General features: G+C 56.5%; 17 protein-coding genes. 10 read left to right on the top strand and 7 right to left on the bottom strand.

The annotated features are described in order from the left end of the window. Positions 1-9: 9 nt before the first annotated feature. Entirely contained in the window at positions 10-282 is a 273-nt protein-coding gene (locus AKU79_RS02130; RefSeq protein ID WP_050521942.1) for a metal-sensing transcriptional repressor, read from the bottom strand. A 66-nt stretch (positions 283-348) separates the two neighbouring features. Here AKU79_RS02130 and AKU79_RS02125 point away from each other — a divergent pair, with 66 nt between their 5' ends. From AKU79_RS02125 to AKU79_RS02115, 3 genes are all read left to right on the top strand, one after another. Further along, positions 349-669, top strand: coding sequence for a hypothetical protein (locus tag AKU79_RS02125; protein ID WP_050521941.1), 321 nt, complete (start codon positions 349-351; stop codon positions 667-669). Positions 670-788: 119 nt separating this feature from the next. Next, entirely contained in the window at positions 789-1,457 is a 669-nt protein-coding gene (locus tag AKU79_RS02120) for a HupE/UreJ family protein (RefSeq protein ID WP_156209397.1), read from the top strand. A gap of 13 nt (positions 1,458-1,470) precedes the next feature. Then, entirely contained in the window at positions 1,471-2,112 is a 642-nt protein-coding gene (locus AKU79_RS02115; protein WP_456238878.1) for a transmembrane anchor protein, read from the top strand. A gap of 139 nt (positions 2,113-2,251) precedes the next feature. Here AKU79_RS02115 and AKU79_RS02110 read toward each other — a convergent pair whose 3' ends face one another. Next, positions 2,252-2,548, bottom strand: coding sequence for a hypothetical protein (locus AKU79_RS02110; protein ID WP_050521940.1), 297 nt, complete (start codon positions 2,546-2,548; stop codon positions 2,252-2,254). A 179-nt stretch (positions 2,549-2,727) separates the two neighbouring features. Here AKU79_RS02110 and AKU79_RS02105 point away from each other — a divergent pair, with 179 nt between their 5' ends. The 3 genes from AKU79_RS02105 to AKU79_RS02095 all read left to right on the top strand — a co-directional run bounded on the left by AKU79_RS02105 (position 2,728) and on the right by AKU79_RS02095 (position 9,436). After that, a complete protein-coding gene (locus tag AKU79_RS02105) occupies positions 2,728-7,098 on the top strand; it encodes a bifunctional class I SAM-dependent methyltransferase/DEAD/DEAH box helicase (protein ID WP_050521955.1) in 4,371 nt (1,456 codons plus the stop codon). An 8-nt stretch (positions 7,099-7,106) separates the two neighbouring features. Continuing rightward, the gene (locus tag AKU79_RS02100; RefSeq protein WP_050521939.1) at positions 7,107-8,138 is read left to right on the top strand and encodes a DUF7146 domain-containing protein; all 1,032 of its coding nucleotides are present in this window, start codon (positions 7,107-7,109) and stop codon (positions 8,136-8,138) included. A 362-nt stretch (positions 8,139-8,500) separates the two neighbouring features. After that, a complete protein-coding gene (locus tag AKU79_RS02095) occupies positions 8,501-9,436 on the top strand; it encodes a DUF2493 domain-containing protein (RefSeq protein ID WP_050521938.1) in 936 nt (311 codons plus the stop codon). A 34-nt stretch (positions 9,437-9,470) separates the two neighbouring features. On the opposite strand, the gene AKU79_RS02090 is transcribed toward AKU79_RS02095, so the two are convergent. Continuing rightward, entirely contained in the window at positions 9,471-10,523 is a 1,053-nt protein-coding gene (locus AKU79_RS02090) for a nucleotidyl transferase AbiEii/AbiGii toxin family protein (protein ID WP_197087189.1), read from the bottom strand. 2 nt (positions 10,524-10,525) lie between these two features. Next, positions 10,526-11,122 (bottom strand): DUF6088 family protein, encoded by a 597-nt coding sequence (locus AKU79_RS02085; protein ID WP_050521936.1) that lies wholly within the window; start codon positions 11,120-11,122, stop codon positions 10,526-10,528. Between the two features lie 226 nt (positions 11,123-11,348). On the opposite strand from AKU79_RS02085, the gene AKU79_RS02080 reads away from it, so the two are divergent. Then, a complete protein-coding gene (locus AKU79_RS02080; protein WP_050521935.1) occupies positions 11,349-12,779 on the top strand; it encodes a DUF2235 domain-containing protein in 1,431 nt (476 codons plus the stop codon). A 253-nt stretch (positions 12,780-13,032) separates the two neighbouring features. On the opposite strand, the gene AKU79_RS02075 is transcribed toward AKU79_RS02080, so the two are convergent. Then, a complete protein-coding gene (locus tag AKU79_RS02075) occupies positions 13,033-14,421 on the bottom strand; it encodes a DUF4041 domain-containing protein (RefSeq protein WP_050521934.1) in 1,389 nt (462 codons plus the stop codon). 265 nt (positions 14,422-14,686) lie between these two features. Between AKU79_RS02075 and AKU79_RS02070 the strand changes: the two genes are divergently transcribed. After that, positions 14,687-15,151 (top strand): helix-turn-helix domain-containing protein, encoded by a 465-nt coding sequence (locus AKU79_RS02070; protein ID WP_050521933.1) that lies wholly within the window; start codon positions 14,687-14,689, stop codon positions 15,149-15,151. An 8-nt stretch (positions 15,152-15,159) separates the two neighbouring features. After that, entirely contained in the window at positions 15,160-15,723 is a 564-nt protein-coding gene (locus AKU79_RS02065) for a PIN domain-containing protein (protein WP_082223889.1), read from the top strand. Between the two features lie 161 nt (positions 15,724-15,884). On the opposite strand, the gene AKU79_RS02060 is transcribed toward AKU79_RS02065, so the two are convergent. Then, positions 15,885-16,817 (bottom strand): BRCT domain-containing protein, encoded by a 933-nt coding sequence (locus AKU79_RS02060; RefSeq protein WP_050521931.1) that lies wholly within the window; start codon positions 16,815-16,817, stop codon positions 15,885-15,887. Between the two features lie 93 nt (positions 16,818-16,910). Continuing rightward, entirely contained in the window at positions 16,911-17,099 is a 189-nt protein-coding gene (locus AKU79_RS02055; protein ID WP_050521930.1) for a hypothetical protein, read from the bottom strand. Positions 17,100-17,724: 625 nt separating this feature from the next. Here AKU79_RS02055 and AKU79_RS02050 point away from each other — a divergent pair. Continuing rightward, positions 17,725-18,129 carry a single-stranded DNA-binding protein gene (locus AKU79_RS02050; protein WP_050521752.1) on the top strand — a complete coding sequence of 135 codons (405 nt, stop codon included), beginning with the start codon at positions 17,725-17,727 and terminating at the stop codon, positions 18,127-18,129. Positions 18,130-18,208 lie beyond the last annotated feature (79 nt).

The raw sequence follows: 18,208 nt of genomic DNA, 5'->3' as shown, positions 1-18,208 counted from the left end.
AGTGATCCCTCAAAGGTATTTTGTGATGGCCTTGAAGTCTGCCACAGCGGATGTGTCACCCGTTCCAACAATCGCCTCATCAAGGCAGTGATCGATGTGGTCTTGGATCAACGTGCGCTTGGCTTGCAGGATTGCCTTTTCAACCGCATGGAGTTGCTGGGCGATATCGGTGCAGGGTCTATTACCTTCGATCATCGCGATAACGCTCTGAAGGTGACCATTGGCACGTTTCAGCCGCTTTACGATATCGGGGTGGGTTGCATGGGTGTGGTGATCTGTCATAAGACAGGCGTAACCCCCCTGGGGGGATAAAGCAAGCGGGCCTTAACCCGCAAAATTGCGGGTAAAATGAGACAGCAGATCGGATTTCATGTCAGGCTTATGCTGACCGTCGTTTTGGCGGTCTCTATGCTGTTGGTGTCCAACGCACGGATTGCGGCACATGATATGTCTGAGCTCACACAGATCGTGACGGATCATCAAACCGAGATCGCGGAGCATGGTCATGCCCACGGCCATGATGTGGCCGACCACGATCACAATGTCGCATTCCTCCCCGATCGCAAAGCATCTGGGACGATGATGCCGACCCGCTCTAACTGGCGCATCGCCAATAGCGCATTGCCCAGTCATAGTATCGCCGATCTGGATCGACCTCCGCGAGGATGAAATTGCGTCCAAAGACGTAACTATCAAATCCTTTCACAAAGCGGAAAATTACAATGATAAACAACCGATCCTATGGGTCGGGGCCTTTGTCGCATCCTTTGCGGCAATCCCTGATCCTTATGGCAATGGTCATGCTGGCGTTACTCGCCTTCGCGACCACGGCCTATGCTCATGCTGTCACCGAAGGTGACAAGGGCTATATCCAAGAGGTCAGCGGCATGAAGCTGATCCCCTTCATGTATCTGGGGGCCAAGCACATGGTCACTGGATATGACCATCTGCTGTTCCTCTTTGGCGTCGTCTTCTTCCTCTACAAAATGAAGCACGTTGCCCTCTACGTCAGCCTATTTGCCATCGGCCACTCAACAACAATGCTGGCCGGTGTCTATTTCGGCTGGAACGTCAGCGCTTACTTGATCGACGCCATCATCGGACTGTCGGTGGTCTACAAGGCGCTCGACAATCTGGGGGCTTACCAGCGGTGGTTCGGTTTCCAACCTAATACCAAAGCTGCAACGCTGATCTTCGGTTTCTTCCACGGGCTGGGTCTGGCGACCAAGATTCTGGAATATGAGATCGCACAGGACGGCCTGATTCCAAACCTGCTGGCCTTCAATGTCGGCGTCGAGATCGGTCAGTTGATCGCCCTCGCTATGATCCTGGTTGTCATGGGCTATTGGCGCAAGACCACCAGCTTTTGGAAACACGCCTACACCGCAAATGTCGTGATGATGTCCGCCGGGTTCATTCTGTTTGGAATGCAGATGACCGGCTACTTCGTCGGCTGAAATTTTGGAGACTATGAAAATGCATAACGGAAACAAACCAAACCTTGATGATCTGCCAACCTCGGCGCAGCTTCTCAAATCCACAATACTGGCCGCAGTCGCGGCTGGTGTTATACTCGTAACGGTCGTCCTGCCATCGGAATACGGCATTGATCCTACTGGCATTGGCAAGGCTATCGGCTTGGCCGAGATGGGTGAAATCAAGACACAGCTATCCGAGGAAGCCGAGGCAGACCGCATGCTGGAGCTTCAAAATAGTGGGGCAAGCGACGACCAATCAAGTCTTGGCAACGGCATCTTCGGGTTCTTCTTCGCCGCCGCCTATGCCCAGACCGCTACGCCTGAATGGACCGATCAATACAGTGTAACGCTGACCCCTGGAGAAGGGGTTGAGGTCAAGTTGGTCATGGAAGCTGGAGCGGAAGCGGGGTTTCTCTGGGTTGCAGAAAACGGCGCCGTCAACTTTGATTTGCATGGTGACGGCGGCGGCGAGAACATCAGCTACGAAAAGGGCCGGGCGGTGGAGCGGGCCGAAGGCGTTCTAACTGCGGCTTTCACGGGCAACCACGGCTGGTTCTGGCGCAACCGGGGTGTGCAGGACGTGACAGTTACCCTCTATGTCAGGGGTGATTACAGCGAAATGAAGTTGCCATAAGTAAAAGATGGCCTCTGTCGCATGGCAGGGGCCATTTCTGCAAAGTACACGTTAGCCGCATCGCAGAATATTGGTAAGGTGGGCTCAAACGAGGCCTGCGCCGCATCTAGCTCGAATGTCTGCTTTTACCGGTCATCTCTTACCTATTCCCGTCGATCCATTTCGACATCAGCCCTTTGTCGCGGAAACACTCGTCCGGTACGGCGCGGCGCTTGATGCGCGCGAGCCGCTCTGCGAAGGCCACCTGCTTTGAGCTTGGCCGCGCATCCACAGCGGCGGCAGATGTCATCTTCGCCTGAGCATCGATCCAAGTGCTGAGACTGCGACGATCTTGCTGTACGTCCCATGGCAAAAGCGTGTGATTGCGCAGTGCCAAGGCGCGCGCATAGGCGATCTGACGTGGGGTTACGGGAATGGCAAAGCTGGTACTTTCCACGATGGAACTCCTTCTCTGATTAGTCTTTCTAGTGTAGAACATATAGGGAACAAAATCAAGATCCGCTCAAGCGGGAATAGGGTGTTGAGAGGCAGAGAGGAGCCGGGGAGGGGCAAGCCGGAGGGGATCAGAGAGAGCGCCCTGCCGGTTTGATCCTTTTTCTTTTCCGGAGTTTTCCAATGACGTTTCAAACTGCCCTCGCAACTGCGTTGCCGCCGGTTGCCCCGCTGCACTCCCCCAACACTGCCGACGCGATCTTGATGGTTGCGCAATCCCTGCAATCCGATCTGGCACAGGGGTTTCAGATTGACGCACTGCGTTTGCGTCTGGAAATGGAGCGCGCCTTTGGCGGCTCGGATGCCGCAGGTTTTTGGGATTGGAAGCTGGCCTATGAGGTCTGCGAAGCAGCACTTGTCCTTTTCCTGCGCAAATTCGGCCGCGCGCTGATGGTGCGGGCAGGATCATCCGCCGCTCTGTTGTCGATCCTCGCCAAGGTGTCAAACCTGCTGCCAACCCATACGCGGCGATCAGAAGAAATGGAGCGCTTCCAGCAATTCTCGACGCCGCTGCCGATGGGGCTTGCAGCCCTCGTCGCCGCGCAGATCACCGCGCGCGACCTTGTTCTCGAGCCTTCGGCTGGAACAGGTCTGCTGGCGATCCTTGCCGAGATCGTTGGCGGCACTCTGAGCCTAAACGAACTTGCCGAGACCCGCGCTGATTTGCTGAGGCTGCTATTTCCGGGCCGACCCGTCACCAGTTTTGACGCCGCGCAAATTGATGATCACCTCGACGGAAGTTATCGCCCAAGCGTCATCCTGATGAATCCGCCGTTCTCCGCCGTAGCCAATGTCGATGGGCGCAACACGGAGGCCACGGCCCGGCACATCCGCTCAGCCCTGTCGCGGCTTACCCCCGGCGGACGGCTGGTCGCAATCACTGGGGCGGGCTTCGCGCCCGACGTGCCAGCTTGGGGTTCAAGTTTCGCTAAACTTACTGAGGGTGCACATCTGGTTTTCACCGGTGCAGTGTCTGGTGGCGCCTTCGCCAAACATGGCACCAGTTTCGAGACGCGGATATCTGTCTTTGACAAATGCCGGGGTGGCGAGCTTGGCGGAATCACCGCCGATCTTTCCCAACCCATGGCACAGGACGTGGCTCACCTGATGGCGCGGATCACTGCCGAGGTGCCACCGCGCTTGAGCGCGGAACCGGGCTCACCCGTAGGGCAACGCGTCTCTTCCCCCTATCCGGGAAAAACTACCCGCCCCGCTGGGACCGCCATCGGCAAGCTCCGCCTCGCCGCCGCAGCCTCTTCGGCTGGATCAGCAACACCCATCAAAGCCGAGAATCTCGCCTACATCCTGCGTGACGGCGTTGAGAACGTGGCCACCACGCGTTTGTCAGACGCGATCTATGAGACGTTTCGTCTGCAAGTGATCGACATCCCCGGTGCCGTGCCGCATCCAACCAAGCTGGTGCAATCTGCTGCCATGGCGTCGGTTGTGCCGCCAAGACCCAGCTATTGCCCCAAGTTGCCCGCCGCCATTTTGCGCGAGGGCCTTTTGTCAGATGCCCAACTTGAAACGGTGATCTACGCGGGTGAAGCGCATTCCGGTTACCTTGCCGGATCGTGGACTGTTGATGAAACCGGAGATCTGATTTCGGCGGCGCCCCTTGAGGCCACCGATGCCGTTCGTTTTCGGCGCGGCTTTTTTCTGGGCGATGGCACCGGGGCAGGCAAAGGTCGCCAATCGGCCGGGATCCTGCTCGACAACTGGGTGCAAGGGCGGCGCAAGACGCTTTGGGTGTCAAAAAGCGACAAACTGCTGGAGGATGCGCAGCGCGATTGGTTAGCGCTTGGGCAAGAGCGCCTGCTGGTCACGCCGCTCTCGCGCTTTGCGCAAGGCCGTGACATCCCGTTAGCCGAGGGCATTTTGTTCACCACCTATGCGACCCTGCGCTCCGAAGAGCGCGGGGCCAAAAAATCCCGCGTCGACCAGATTGTCGATTGGTTCGGGGCGGATTTTGACGGGGTTATTGTCTTTGACGAAAGCCACGCGATGGCGAATGCCGCAGGTGGGAAAGGCGAGCGCGGCGATGTGCAAGCTTCACAGCAGGGCAGGGCGGGGCTGCGCTTGCAGCACAAGCTGCCAAACGCGCGCGTGGTCTATGTCTCGGCCACCGGGGCAACGTCCGTTCACAATTTGGCTTACGCGCAACGGCTTGGCCTCTGGGGTGGAGAAGATTTTCCGTTTGCTACCCGCGCCGAGTTCGTTGAGGCGATTGAGGCTGGCGGGGTAGCGGCAATGGAGGTCCTCGCGCGCGATCTGCGTGCGCTTGGTCTCTACACCGCCCGGTCGCTGTCTTATGACGGTGTTGAGTACGAGATGCTGGTTCATGCCCTCAGCCCAGAACAGCGCGGCATCTATGATGCCTATGCCGGGGCTTTCGCGATAATCCACAACAACCTCTCCGCCGCACTGGAAGCCTCGAACATAACAGGCGAGTCTGGTGGCACGCTAAACCGCCAAGCCAAGTCCGCAGCGCGCTCGGCTTTTGAGTCCGCCAAGCAGCGTTTCTTTGGCCATCTCCTCACTTCGATGAAAACTCCAACGCTGATTGCGGCCATCGACGCTGACCTTGCAGCGGGTCACACGTCGGTCATCCAGATCGTCTCGACGGGTGAAGCGTTGATGGAACGTCGCCTGTCAGAGGTCCCGACCGAGGACTGGAACGATATCCGCGTTGACATCACGCCGCGCGAATATGTCATGGATTACCTCGCCCATTCCTTTCCGGTGCAGCTTTATGAACCGTTCACGGACAGCGAAGGCAATCTTTCCTCCCGTCCGGTTACGCGCGACGGCCAGCCTGTCGAATGTCGCGAGGCTGTGCGCCGCCGCGATGCCCTGTTCGAACATTTGGCTTCCCTGCCACCCGTTCCGGGGGCGCTCGACCAGATCGTGCAGCGCTTCGGCACGGATTTGGTGGCCGAGGTCACGGGTCGGGCGCGCCGCATCGTGCGCAAAGGCCATTCGGCGCACCTTGTCGTAGAAAGCCGGGCCGGATCGGCCAACCTCGTGGAAACCGCGGCCTTCATGGATGACCAAAAGCGCATCCTGATCTTCTCCGACGCGGGCGGCACGGGTCGCAGTTATCACGCCGATCTCGGGGCCAAGAACCAGCGCTTGCGGGTTCACTACCTTCTGGAGCCCGGCTGGAAAGCCGATGCTGCAATCCAAGGCCTTGGGCGGACCAACCGTACCAATCAGGCGCAGCCGCCATTGTTCCGACCCGTGGCCACAGATGTGAAATCAGAAAAGCGGTTTCTCAGCACAATCGCCCGTCGCCTCGACACGCTTGGCGCGATCACGCGCGGCCAGCGCCAGACCGGTGGGCAGGGGTTGTTTCGGCCTGAGGACAATCTTGAGTCTCCCTACGCTCGCGATGCCTTGCGCCAACTTTATCGAAGGCTCTATCGTGGCGACGTGCAGGGCTGCTCGCTGCAGGCGTTTGAGGACGCCACGGGTCTCAACCTGACGGACGACAATGGCCTCAAAGACGAGTTGCCGCCGATCACCACCTTCCTCAATCGCTTGCTGGCCCTGACGATTGCGTTGCAGACGGTGCTCTTTGCGGCCTTCGAGGAATTGCTTGATCAGCGGATCGAAGGCGCCATCGCTGCCGGAGTCTACGACCTCGGTCTCGAGACCCTGCGCGCAGAGAGTTTTCGTGTTACGGATGCGCGCGTCATTTACACCCATCCCGGCTCTGGTGCGGAAACCCAGCTTCTGACCATCGCCTCAAGGCTGCGCAATACGCCGCTGTCGCTTGCTGAGGCACTCGACTGGCTTGAGGACCCAAAGGCGCGACTTCTGGTCAACAGCCGCTCGGGCCGCGCCGCAGTGCAGGTCCCCGCGACCAGCTTGATGCTGGACGACGGCACGATTGAGCCGCGCTTGCGGTTGATCCGCCCAACCGAGGCCGGCACGTTCCCGGCCAAAATAATGGAGGACACGCAATGGGTGGAAGCGGACCGCATAACGTTCACTGCGGCTTGGGTGACCGAACTGGAGGAGGTCCCCGAATTCTCGGAAACCACGCTGCACATCGTAGCGGGGCTTCTCCTGCCGATTTGGAAACAGCTTCCCGAGGATGAGACCCGCGTGTACCGCCTGCAAACCGATGACGGCCAGCGCATCATCGGCCGCCGTGTCTCGCCCGCATGGGTTGCGACCACCCTTGCCAGTGAAGCGCCAAACCTCACGGCTGCCGAGGTGCATGCCCTCATTCTCGGGGGTAAAACGAAGGTACAATTGGCCGAAGGGTTGGAATTGCACCGTGCGCGGGTCATGGGCGTGGACCGGATTGAACTCTCTGGCTTCTCGGAGGCCCAGAAAGACCGGCTCAAGGCGGATGGCTTTTTCTCGGAAATCATTGCCTGGAAGTTGCGGCTCTTCTGTCCGAGTGACGCAAGCGGTATCGATGTGATCACGCGCCTACTTGCACGTCTCCCCATCCAGGGGCTACATGCACGCAATGGTTGTTGAGTGGTATTATGTCATTGGAAACAGACGATCTTATTCGCGCGCTTGCGCAAAATGCCGAAAGTGTGTGTAGGCATTACCTTCCCGCCGGGAGGCGGGAAGGATCCTACTGGATGGTTGGCGATTTGCAAAACAATCCGGGGCGGTCGCTTTTTGTCAGGCTTACCGGCCCAACCTCTGGACCGGGTGCGCGGGGCAAGTGGCAAGACGGAGCAACTGGCCAGCACGGTGATCTCCTCGATATCATCCGCGAGCGCACAGGGATCACACGCTTTCCCGATCTTCTGGCCGAGGCGCGCGCGCATCTTGGCCGTCCGCAGCCGGTTGTCCCGGACGCCATTGACCCGCGCAGCCCAAAATCCCCTTCGGGCACGCCTGAGGCAGCATCGCGCTTGTTTGCGGCGGCAGTGCCGGTGGCAGGCAGTCTGGCAGAGGTCTACCTGCGTTCCCGGGGCATTTCCCAAGCGGTGCCAAACTCAGCCCTGCGCTTCCACCCAAAGTGCTGGCATCGGGAAGAAGGCCAGTTGAACCCCGCGCCCAGACCGGCGATGATCGCCGCGGTCACCGATGCGGCAGGGATGTTGCATGGTGTGCATCGCACGTGGCTTGCACCTGACGGTCAGGACAAGGCGGCCGTGAAAACCCCGCGTCGGGCCATGGGGCACATCTTGGGCAATGCCGTCAGGCTGAGCCCGAGTGACACCATCCTCGTCGTGGGCGAAGGCATCGAAACCATGCTCTCCATCCGCGAGGCCGTGCCTTCCTTGCCCGTCTGGGCGGCGCTCTCGTCGTCTCATCTCGGAGCCGTTATTATTTCCGCAGCTGTGCAGCGCCTCTACATTGCCGTCGATCGCGATCCGGCGGGGCAGCGCGCGGCAGAAAGGTTGAGCGCCAGAGCCTCCGAGGCCGGGGTTCCGGTGAACGTGCTTGAGCCGCAACTTGGGGACTTCAACGATGATCTCCGTACCTATGGCCGCGAGGCACTGCGCCAACATTTGGCAGCGCAGATCGGGTCCGAGGATCAGGACCGCCTACAAATCTAAGCCCCCAAGCGCAAAAACGGTCTGGCAAAGTGGGGCAGGGGGCATGCATCGCCGAGGGATTTGGGTCGTGGTCTTGTCCCATTTCCCGGCTGTCAAACCCGCGCAGGCATCCGCACGTCCTTCAAGAGATGGGCAGGCGGCCGTCAAAGGGGCCGCCCCTTCAAGGACGGGGGGCAACTGATTTCCGCCGCGGGGACGAGCCCCGCTTTGCATCGCGAGACAAATCAGCCGCCCCCCCGTCCTCCTCCTCTGCGTTCCGGCCCCAAAGAGGGGGTGAAGGGGCGTCCCCTCCCACGGCTTTCGCAGCCCATGAAGGCCGCGCGGGATGTCGCGCGCGCTCGAGCAGCCGGAGGCGCACAACCATGATGACCCAATTCCACAGCGAAACCTTTGACCCCAACCCCACCCTTTCCCAAATCGCCTGGGCGCTTCAGGAGCTTCAGCTCTTCGGGCAACGTGCCTTCCAGGACGAACCCGATCTGCGCCCGATGCCGGAGCCAGAGCGCCTCATCGACGCGGTCACGGATATCTTCGATGCCGTCGTTGCGACGCTCGCCGACACCCGCATGGAACCCGACCTCGAAGAACTGCTCTGGGGCCAGGTCAACCTGTTCCACCGTGCAGCTGCCCGGACCGAACGGTTGCTCGACGACAATGAAGTGGCGCAACACCGCCTGCAGCGGGAACAAGATGGTTCCGAGGTGAAATCGACTGAACTCGAGCGCCTGACGGCCGAAGGCACCAGCCTCGTGGAGCGGCGCCATTGTCTGGAAGCCTTCCGCGATCGCAGCGCCGAGGCGTTTGAATTGCACACCGGCTCAACATGGCGACCTCGCTCTGGCTCGATGGTGAACCATAAGCACCTGACGGCGGCATTGATCGACAGCCGCGATTTCCTCTCCGCCAAGCGCCGCGCGGAAAACGAAGTGATGCTGCCCCAAGGCACCAAGATTGCCCTCACCGGCGGGACCGACTTCAACGATCACCGCCTGATCTGGGCCAAGCTCGACCAGGTTCAGGCCAAATATCCCGATATGGTCCTATTGCATGGTGGCAGCCAAAAGGGGGCCGAACTCATCGCCGCCAAATGGGCCGATGCCCGCAAGGTCACACAAGTTGCTTTCAAGCCAGACTGGACAAAACACGCCAAAGCAGCCCCATTCAAGCGCAACGACGCCATGCTGGATGTGCTCCCCGTGGGTGTCCTCGTCTTCCCGGGCAATGGCATTCAGGAAAACCTTGCCGATAAGGCCAAGAAACTCGGTATCCCGGTTCTGAAGTTCGAGAAGGGGGCGTGAGCCCCCTTTCTATTAAGAGACAACCTGCGCAAGGCTAGGTGTCGGTCTTGAGAGGGTCATTTTGAGTGGTTGTATCCGCATTTACTTCGTGTTCGAACGCGGCGATTTTGCCCAATATATCGTCAAAGCTGGGGGCATCGCCGATGAGCATTTCCTTCATTCCGATATAGTCTCTACGCAGAGTGACTTCGATTTCAGGGCTTGGCAAAAGCCGGAGGGACCCCACTTTTGCTGTATCATAGCGCGCCCATGCTGCTTTGAAGAAAACAGACTTGTGGTGGGCGACCGAGTCCAAAAGCGGGAGATTGGCCATCGCACGGATCTTAGCGCCATGATCAATTAACATGGCCATGTCATAATAGTGTCGTGACATGCGGTCGGAGAGCAGCTTCGTGGTGTCTTGATGAAACAGCATGTGGAGAATGGTTGCTTTCTCCCAAAATGTACGTTCGATGCCCAATACATTGGTTGTTACGTGAGCGGTCCCGAGCAAAGCGGGAAATGCTTCGTGAAGATAGGGCACGATTACGCGTTCTTCCGCAGGAATGGTAACGCCGCGTGCACCGAATTCGAAACGAATGATGGGTTGCACATACCCTGACTGCACGCCTGCATGTGCCGTGGAGGGATAGGTAAACAGAAGCGTTTGCGCATCGCGGGGATCGGTCGCCAAAGTAAAATCTTGTTCAAGGCTGGCGCCGAAGGAAGATTGGATTTCCCCAAGCAAAGGACCAGCGACGATCTTCTCCGCTGTTTGCTGTAACTCCTTCAGCAGATATTTGCGCTGACCGCCGGTAAGGTCTGACCCTTCGGGATCTCGGGGTCCTGTGAAACCGAGTTGGTTGCGGTCGAGGGAGAGATCCACGTCCTCCGAAAATCTGTAGATCGCATTATAGGCCTTTGACAGCGACGTGCCTCCTTTGAAGATCAGATGATCTCCAAACGAAGGCAGAGCGAAGAGCTTTCGCAACGACCAGCAGACCCAAAAGTCTTTCTCGACAATTGATTTGGAGAGGCCCAAGCGTGCGGCGGCCTCTTGGAATGCTTCGTCGCGGTTCTTTGGTGTGTCGTTTGCAAAATTGTCCAATTTCAGGCTCGGTCCGCGATCTGTTGAAGCACAGGATGCATCCATGCGGGCACATATTTGCTTTGCTTGAGCAGCTGTACCCGATCCGAATTGTCCAGCGCCCTTGCAAGCATGCTAACCACTTGATCGTCCACGCGGTGCTTGCCGACATAGCGAAGTGCCTGGAAAACCATTCCAGTCTTTTGACCAGCGCCAACAAGCGTTTTGGAGGAGGCGTTCCGGAACTGAATCACCTGTTTGCCGATGATTTTGATCCGAGTGGGGCCATCCGTCATGTACGTTGGTTTCGACGGAACCTGAGTGGAAAGGCCAAGTTGATTGGCTGCCATCGCTGGTGATACCTGAAGAACCTGGTTGTCTTTGCGAGCGATCGCTTTGGCCACATCGTCTGTCGATGGCGACAGCATGCCAAACCGCGGGCTGATCTTGGGATAGTCGTAGAGCCCGCGCGTCAAACGACGGATCATACCTTGATCGGCCAAGCGTGATAGAGCTTGGTCTACACTGGTGCGCGATCCCATATCGAGAAAATCCGAGGGAGCGAAAATCGCTCCCCGTCCCTTAGCTTTGATACGCTGCGTGATCTTTAAGGTGGTCATTGCGGGCCTCCAGTGTCAGAAAATAGTATATGTTTTTCTGAATGTCAATGTTAGCCATGCAAGATGACAAGGCTTCGGGTGGGCCGCCCTAAAATTGTGCCGACGTTGACGCCAAAGTGGAGAGGCGACTGTACTTGCGTTCCATGTATCTTCCGATTGTGATACTGCAAGCCAAGAAGATGTTGAAGGCGCCGAGCCGCCATCGGAATAAGTAAAGGATTATGATGTGCCAAAGAATATTTTGATTTTTTCTGATGGAACGGGGCAGATTGGTGGCATCCATCCGGATCAAAAGCTGTCGAATGTTTATAAGTTATATCGGGCTATGCGGCCTGGTCCGTCGTCACCCATAAAGCCGACGGAGCAGGTCGCATTTTACGATCCAGGGTTAGGAGCCGGGGAAACTGGCGGTGTTACGATCCGACGATTGAGAAATCTGCTGGAATCGGCAGTTGGAACGGGAATCGATGACAACGTGATTGATTGCTACGAAAAGATCATTTCCTATTATGAACCGGGAGATCGGATCTTGCTTTTTGGCTTTTCGCGCGGGGCCTATACTGCGAGGACGGTCGCAAACGTTATGAACCTTTGTGGCATCCCTACAAAGATGCCCGATGGCTCAGCGGTTCCCAAATACGGGCCAAAACTGCGAAAAATCGCGTCCGACGCTGTCAAATACGTGTATAACCATGGGACCGGATATCCACGAGGGCAGGAACCCTACTTTAGTCAGCGCGAAGAGAAGGGTCGTCGTTTCCGGGTCAAATACGGAAGCAGCCCGACCGCTGGATCCCCTGACGTCCAGGGAAACGTCCAGCCCACTTTCATAGGCGTTTTCGACACAGTCGCTGCGCTCGGAAATATCGCAGTCACATGGCTCGTAAGGGGAGCATTTGTGGCAACCGCTGCCGCACTTGTATCTTCGTGGTATTTCTCTTGGTCATGGTACGCATCCTTGCCAATTGTCGCCCTGTCTTTGGCAGTGGCTTATTGGTATATTTCGGTGCTGAAGTCGCAGTTTAAGTATTTTTCGCCGAATCCAGAGCGCCCTCTTAGATTTTCCGACCCCCGCGATTGGGTGCAGATTTGGCGAAACGGTCACCGGGCCGTGTGGCGGAAGCAAAACTACGACGGAGGCCTGGATTCGGATGTTGGGTTTGCGCGCCACGCATTGGCTATTGATGAACACCGTGCAGAGTTCCCACGCGTAATCTGGGCAATGCCTGCCGAAGTAGAAAAGAACAAAGGCAAGCATCCGACCTGGCTGAAACAAATTTGGTTTCCTGGGTGTCATAGCGATGTAGGTGGCAGTTATCCTGAGCCAGAGTCGCGGCTAAGTGACATTGCGCTCGACTGGATGGTTGAGGAAGTCAGGGAGTGCGTTCCGGAAGTTCAGATACAAGAAGGACAGCTTATGAGGTCACCTGACCCTCGGGGTCTGCAACATGAAGAGACCTATATGTTTGAGTTTGGTCCATTTCGGAAAAAATGGACTGTCAAACCGAGGGTAGTCGACAGCAAGTTTGCGTTGCACCCCACAGTCATTGAACGCTTGAAAGCCCCCGCTGTTCCACAGGTCGGCGAAGTAAAGTTATATCGGCCTAGCCAACTTGCTGATCATCCGTCTGCAAAGGCATATTTCAAGGAAAGCTGATCCGACTGGCCTGTGCAATATTTTGACTTTGTTCTACCCCGAATTTCTGGCGAACGGTTCTCATTAGGTAACCACGGGCAGGCCCCCAGCCCGCTCGGCCCGGTGTGTGTGGGCGGGCTTCTGCTCACTATAACTTGCCGGACCTCTGCCCTAATTTGGACGCGCTTGATATTGCCGCAGCGCAAATTTCACGGCACCGCAATAAGACGGCGAGGAAGAATGCAGCCCAATCCGTGGGGCTGGGCAACGGCACCTAAATACTTTTAGGAAAGCTCTTTGCCGCAGCGGACTGCAGGTCCAAAAGCTCAACATTCCGACGTGCCAACGTTTCGTGCCATTCCTGTGCTTCCCGATCCTTGAAGAAGCTGGCGGTTGGGGCCAAGCGAGCGACGGCCTCTTCAACTTCATCGAGTGACACTCGGAAAAATTCTTTACGGAAATTCGACATGTTGATCCGCCGGTCAGCAAATTCTTTATGCAAAGCCGTCTCTAAGGTCGGTGCGGCATCGCTGTAGATCATGGCATGGGTGTCAAAACCAAACGGAACGCTTGCGTCACCAAGTTCACGCACCCGGTCATCTGGATCGAGCCTGCGGGTCAGGCCTATTTTGACAACGTCGTCGCCGAAAGAGCCGACGTTGGAAATGATGTATACATAGCCCGAACGCGTCATCTCCGCCATTGCTCGCGCGCGCTCGCTCGCTGCATGTGCTTCGGCAAGGGCAGCTTCCAACTCTTCAATGCGTTTTAGGTTGCCGTCGCCGTTGATCTCTTTGCGCGCCTTCTCAAGCAACGCCTCATATTTGGCCTCTTCGCGCTCGGCAGCCTCTGCCTCGGCGATCAATTTCTTTTCTTCACGCTCTGCGCGTGCCATTTCAGTCCGTTCTTCCTTTTCGGCCTTTAGGCGTTCGCGATATTCGTGGGTCAGCCGCAGCTCCTCAATCTTAAGTGCGACGTAGCCATTGTGAAGGGTGAGATTGAGCGAGGTGTTTTCCTTGTCAATCGCGCTAGCCGCTGCGTGTATGCGCTTTTCCATCGCAACCACGTTATTCCATCGTACGTTTGCGATAGCGGCCTCGCACTCATTATTGAAGGCACGCATAGTGAGACGTGTCTGACGATTGATCATGGTTTGGCCTTTGGCTTTGCTGCCTTCTACCGTCCATTCATTTGGACAGATCGTTGCTCGCTTTGCCGAGATCATCGCTTTTTGGCGGTCGCGCACAGCCACGATGCTGGCTTTGAACTCCTCGCTGTCGGTGAAGTCAAAATGGGGTTCATAAACACCAAGTTCGGCAAAGGCTAAACGCTCATCATATATGGCGATTTGTTGTTCCAATCGCTCAAACAGATTGCGTTTTTCGGCATAAGAAGTCCGCAACTTTTCGATATCGGACGCTAAGGTGCTTGCGACGGCTTGCAGTCGTGCAACCTCGGTCTCTTGCGAAATGACGGGTGCGTATTTGACCTTCGTTGCTTCATGTTCTGCCGCACTTCGCGCGAGAGCAGCTTCCTGTAGCGCTGTGGCCTGTAGCGTATCTGCGGTCAGTTTTGATAGCTTTCTTCGGCTGAGGAACCAAAGCATTAGAAAAGCGGGTGCTGCGAACATCCAGACAAGGACGCCAATGGCAACGGGATCCATAAATACTCCTACGGGCACAATACGTTGCCCCAACCTTGCCGCAAGCTGGCAGTCTGCTCAAGGTTGAAACGTGCTGCCTGCTGGCTTGAAGTCTCATGTCATTCGTTCCTTCGAACCTATTGTGCCGGTGTAGGTTTCCCTAGAAGTTCCTCAGGCGTGTGCGATCATCTTTTATTTGTTTCGAATAATTCGAATGTTGCGCTTGTTTCGATTGCATGTCACACCATCTTTAGATGGACGCTGAATGGCGACGTAGGAGGGCGAAATGGCGGCATTACACAAGGAGCGGTTTTCGAACCGTCTTCCGACCAAGGTTGAGATCAACAACGCAGATCAACTTCGACACATTATAGCGTCGCAGGTGACCGAGGGCCAACCGGTCGATCTCTCGCTTGCAGTTGATGGTGGCGCGGTACGAAACATTACGCTTATGCCGGCGCTCACGGATACCTTACTTGAAATTTTACGTTTGATTTCGAGTGGCCGTGGGTTTCGCATGATCCCAGTCGAAGCCGAGCTTACAACGCAAGAAGCTGCTGATATGCTGAACGTCTCGCGGCCTTTCTTGATCAAGCTGCTTGAGAAGGGTGACATTAGGTTCACAACCGTTGGCCGCCACCGCCGAGTTCGAGCTGAGGATCTCTTTGCCTATATGGCTGAACGCGACCAAATTCGGTCTGAGGCCCTGTCCGAACTCGCAGCGTTGGATGCGGAGGGCGACCAAATTTGAGCGGCCCGATGAACCGATATGCCGCCATCATTGATGCTTGCGTCCTTGGGGGTGGCCTCAAGAGAAACATCATATTGAGCTTGGCTGAGGTCGGTTTGTTTCGACCGTATTGGTCCGAACGCATTCTGGATGAGACAGAAAAGGCGATTTGGGCAATTTCCAAAGGCACGGCTGATCCCAGTCGTCAACGCCGCGCTATTGAGCGAGCATTTCCCGAGGCGATGGTGTTTCCGAACACAAGGGCTGACCTTCCCGGATTGTTGCCTGATCCCGGTGATGAGCATGTTTTGGCTGCTGCAATAGCCGCCCATTGCGATACGCTCGTTACCGACAATCTCAAAGATTTCCCTCAGTTGATCCTTGATCATTGGGGCATCGAAGTCATGTCGCCCGATGATTTTATATCTAACGCCATGGATCTCGACCATGCGGTCGCAATCGGCGCGCTACGCGACATGCGCGTTAGGCTGAAAAACCCGAAGTACACGGTTTCTGCACTAGTGCTGAAACTCGAAGGTCAGGGTTTGCTGCAGACCGCCGATTTCTTCCGCAAATTTGAGAATTTGATTTGAACGGTTACAGAAATGCCTCAATCCGTGGCTGGAACGAGTAACTGTGTGTTCTCGAAAGAATAAAGCTGAAAACACAGACTTTCTCAGCTGCGCAAATCCGGGCGCTTAGGAGTGAGCCAATGAGTGCTTAGCTCTTGTTTAGCTCACTATTTCCTTAATTTCTAGAATGTCTTGGCTTGCAGCCGAATAGCGGATTCAAGTGCCGTTTCAGTGATAAACCGGAGTTTGTAGCCCTCAACAATGAGCTCTTTTGCGCGCTCAATCTTCGTACCAAAATGTGTTGTTCGCCAGTTCTTGGAAGCCGTCGACGAGACCACCAAATAGTTCGTTTTCCGCGTTGTGGTCTTGCCGACTTCTCCACCGCAGCGTTCGATCTCACTGGCAATGAAATTGCGGGTGCCCATTCGCATTGGACCGGTAAGGACAACGCAAGCACCTTCAAGTGTAATCTTTGTGGCGTCTCGAATTGGTTCATCCAATTCAGCGGAGTTGCCGATGTTCGGAATTCCAGTATCGACATAGCCATCGCCAACAAGAAGGGCGATCCAAGCCCGAACCTCCTCAGATTCCTCCTCTGTGAGGACATTGTCAGCCAGCGCGGCCTCAAGGGCGCGCCACAAATTCCGAAACACCACAGAAGACGAAAGCACTATACTATTGTGAAAGCGGGAGAGCATCGCCTCAGCCTCGGCTTTCAGGATCAAGCCGTCACAAACAATACCCGCGCAGAACCCGAGGAACTCATTCACCTCGTCGCGCTCGGAATATGGCGCGGCACTTTGGATTTCGTCGCGTTTCTCATTGATGACGTTTTCCAAGGCCGCCATGAGATCGTTCTGACCAGAAAAACAGCGGGCACGGATATCCTCGGCTAAGTCTGACGCATCCGGGTCTTCGAAAAACTCTACAAACTTATCGGCTTCTGCGAGAATTGCCTCCTCTTCGCCGCTCTCTATCCGGTTTGAGGAAAGAGCACCCTGCAAAAACCCAATCCAGTAAACTTCTCGCTTACGGTCATTGGCGCCTTTTTGGAACTGATCCACGTCGACATCTGGCTTCAAAACTTGAGACCGAGCGCGATCAGAAAGCGTCATGGGAGATCCTTTCACAAGTTGCATGTTCGGAGGCTAGTCTGCTCGACACAGGCCAAACAATGTCCTTCGGCACGATTGGCCTGAGCTTTTCTCCTACCAACGCCTGTCTTTTAGACAAACTTTAGGTTTCATATTCAAGGTGGCATCGCGCTGTTTCAGCTGTAAAAATGCACTTTCATGCGAAACATTTTCAATAAGCTCATGGGTTTTGGGCGAAAAAGGTGTTCCATAACCAAGGATCAAGGCGATACGGCCCCGATTGGTTATTGCAGCTATGGTCATTGCGGCGTCACAAGCCCAGGCCTTGTATTAACTGGGCGACGTGCGGAATTGGCGCAACCTGCTGCAATAGTGCTCGCGGGGCAGAGGTGCTTCGTATTATCCTATCTTTTTGACACCGCGAATGCGGCCACGGACCATCAGCCACTCTTTTACGCATTGGCGACAGCAGACGCGTTTGAAACTGTTGGGACTGCGCCATTCGTAGACCCTTTAGATGCCGATCGTCGCGCTGAGGCAGCCTTCGCCAACCCACGGCATTAACCGCAATGGCCAAGTGCCGATTGGTCCGATTACCGCAGGCGTGGGAATTGCCATACCCTGTCCTGTGCCCGCAAGCCTGCCATTTGTTCTGCACCGTCTCCTGATCTCTCGTGCCCCAGGCACCACTCCCTTCGACTGACAAATCCCCTAAGACCGTTCGGTTTTGGCCCGCAACCCCGCTCACGCCGGGCCGTGTTGGCTAGCGTTTCTTTGGAAACGCGGCACCTGCCCGCACCACCCCGGCCCTCGGGGGTTTCCGGTCATCGGCTGTGCCTTTGCCCGTGCAAGCCAAAACCGACGGTCTTTTTTCGGGTCTTGTCGAAGGGAATGGTCCCTCGGAACACAAAGATTTGGAGACTACACCATGCAAAACATCGTCATCCTCGCAGGCAATATCGGTCAGGCCCCAGAAGCACGCACCACGCAAGGCGGCACCACAATCACCAACTTCACCCTTGCCACCTCGCGGCCGCGCCTCTCGGAAGGCCGGGTCCAGCGCGACGAGAACGGCTACCGCGTGATGGACACCGAATGGCACCGCATCACCTGCTTCAACGGTCTCGGCAAAACGGTCGCCGAGCATTGCGCAAAGGGCATGAAGGTTCTGGTCCACGGCCGCATCCACTATACCAAATGGACCGACGCTACCGGCACCGACCGCTACGGCTGTGAGATCATCGCAGAGAAGGTCGACTTCCTCAGCCGCCCGAAAACCACCGAAGGTCAAGACCCTGAGCTGGTCGACCGCGACGACGAGATCCCGTTCTAACGAACGGGGCCTCCCCCAAAGCCCGGCGGGGAAACCTGCCGGGCTAGAACACAGCCAGAAATCGTCTTCGCCTACAAAC

This window comes from Pseudorhodobacter wandonensis (assembly GCF_001202035.1).
Taxonomy (GTDB): Bacteria; Pseudomonadota; Alphaproteobacteria; order Rhodobacterales; family Rhodobacteraceae; genus Pseudorhodobacter; species Pseudorhodobacter wandonensis.
The sequence above is the reverse complement of the archived record's forward strand: the minus strand, read 5'-3'. Positions and strand labels throughout refer to the sequence as shown.

What these genes read in the sequence shown, in the direction of transcription:
- AKU79_RS02130 (WP_050521942.1), bottom strand. Translation starts at nt 282, where the DNA reads ATGACAGATCACCACACCCATGCAACCCACCCCGATATCGTAAAGCGG.
- AKU79_RS02125 (WP_050521941.1), top strand. Translation starts at nt 349, where the DNA reads ATGAGACAGCAGATCGGATTTCATGTCAGGCTTATGCTGACCGTCGTT.
- AKU79_RS02120 (WP_156209397.1), top strand. Translation starts at nt 789, where the DNA reads ATGGCAATGGTCATGCTGGCGTTACTCGCCTTCGCGACCACGGCCTAT.
- AKU79_RS02115 (WP_456238878.1), top strand. Translation starts at nt 1,471, where the DNA reads ATGAAAATGCATAACGGAAACAAACCAAACCTTGATGATCTGCCAACC.
- AKU79_RS02105 (WP_050521955.1), top strand. Translation starts at nt 2,728, where the DNA reads ATGACGTTTCAAACTGCCCTCGCAACTGCGTTGCCGCCGGTTGCCCCG.
- AKU79_RS02100 (WP_050521939.1), top strand. Translation starts at nt 7,107, where the DNA reads ATGTCATTGGAAACAGACGATCTTATTCGCGCGCTTGCGCAAAATGCC.
- AKU79_RS02095 (WP_050521938.1), top strand. Translation starts at nt 8,501, where the DNA reads ATGATGACCCAATTCCACAGCGAAACCTTTGACCCCAACCCCACCCTT.
- AKU79_RS02085 (WP_050521936.1), bottom strand. Translation starts at nt 11,122, where the DNA reads ATGACCACCTTAAAGATCACGCAGCGTATCAAAGCTAAGGGACGGGGA.
- AKU79_RS02075 (WP_050521934.1), bottom strand. Translation starts at nt 14,421, where the DNA reads ATGGATCCCGTTGCCATTGGCGTCCTTGTCTGGATGTTCGCAGCACCC.
- AKU79_RS02070 (WP_050521933.1), top strand. Translation starts at nt 14,687, where the DNA reads ATGGCGGCATTACACAAGGAGCGGTTTTCGAACCGTCTTCCGACCAAG.
- AKU79_RS02065 (WP_082223889.1), top strand. Translation starts at nt 15,160, where the DNA reads ATGAACCGATATGCCGCCATCATTGATGCTTGCGTCCTTGGGGGTGGC.
- AKU79_RS02060 (WP_050521931.1), bottom strand. Translation starts at nt 16,817, where the DNA reads ATGACGCTTTCTGATCGCGCTCGGTCTCAAGTTTTGAAGCCAGATGTC.
- AKU79_RS02055 (WP_050521930.1), bottom strand. Translation starts at nt 17,099, where the DNA reads ATGACCATAGCTGCAATAACCAATCGGGGCCGTATCGCCTTGATCCTT.
- AKU79_RS02050 (WP_050521752.1), top strand. Translation starts at nt 17,725, where the DNA reads ATGCAAAACATCGTCATCCTCGCAGGCAATATCGGTCAGGCCCCAGAA.